Genomic DNA, 732 nt, shown 5'->3' with positions numbered 1-732 from the left:
GTAAGCAGGAGATAACAGCACGGATTCCCTAATCAAATTTCCAGCGGTACACTGACCTCATCAATTATGGTGAGGTATTTTTTATGTCAGATAAACCCGATATCGTCCAAATCAAGATGGATCAACCTAACCTGCCTCGTCCGGCGGCGGTAGCGTCCAAAGCACTGCAAATCAAGTTGGCCGATAATGAGTCAGTCATCGTATACAACCACATCCAAGGCTATATCTTGGATGCTTTGATGAAGGCGGTGTTTGATCGTGCTCATTGATATGCGCCAGCTTCGCGGCATCTATTTGGTCTGTGGCAAAACTGATTTACGGCGCGGCATCGATGGTCTCGTCGATGTCGTGAAAGAACAATTCGAACTAAACCCATACAACCATGCGTTGTATCTTTTTTGCGGTACTCGCAAAGACCGGTTCAAGGCACTTTATTGGGACGGCGATGGCTTTGTGCTTTTGTATAAGCGTATCGAAGATGGTCGGATTCAGTGGCCAACAAATCAAGATGAAGTCAGAAAGCTACATGCCAAGCAATTGACCCGGCTACTTTCAGGTTGGTCTTTAGACGCGAGCGTGCGGCCGTTTTGGCCAAGTAAAAAAGAGGTGAAAAGCGCTAGGCAATAAGCTTTTCAAGTGGTACACTCACACCATCAACTACGAATGGTGGCAAGTGCGATGCCAAGCGACGCAACCGAGATAAGCAAACTACGTGACCAAGTTAAAGCATTA

At 46.7% G+C, this 732-nt stretch carries 2 protein-coding genes; both read left to right on the top strand.

The features are described 5' to 3' along the window. Positions 1 to 83: 83 nt before the first annotated feature. On the top strand, positions 84 to 269 hold the full coding sequence (locus FD01_RS13935) for a hypothetical protein (protein WP_054720191.1): 186 nt from the start codon (positions 84 to 86) through the stop codon (positions 267 to 269). Further along, on the top strand, positions 259 to 627 hold the full coding sequence (gene tnpB, locus FD01_RS13930; RefSeq protein WP_054720188.1) for an IS66 family insertion sequence element accessory protein TnpB: 369 nt from the start codon (positions 259 to 261) through the stop codon (positions 625 to 627). The genes FD01_RS13935 and tnpB overlap by 11 nt, the downstream gene beginning before the upstream one ends. Positions 628 to 732: the final 105 nt, after the last annotated feature.

The organism is Lacticaseibacillus manihotivorans DSM 13343 = JCM 12514, assembly GCF_001435035.1.
In the GTDB taxonomy this organism is placed as follows: domain Bacteria; phylum Bacillota; class Bacilli; order Lactobacillales; family Lactobacillaceae; genus Lacticaseibacillus; species Lacticaseibacillus manihotivorans.
The sequence above is the reverse complement of the archived record's forward strand: the minus strand, read 5'-3'. Positions and strand labels throughout refer to the sequence as shown.

What these genes read in the sequence shown, in the direction of transcription:
- FD01_RS13935 (WP_054720191.1), top strand. Translation starts at nt 84, where the DNA reads ATGTCAGATAAACCCGATATCGTCCAAATCAAGATGGATCAACCTAAC.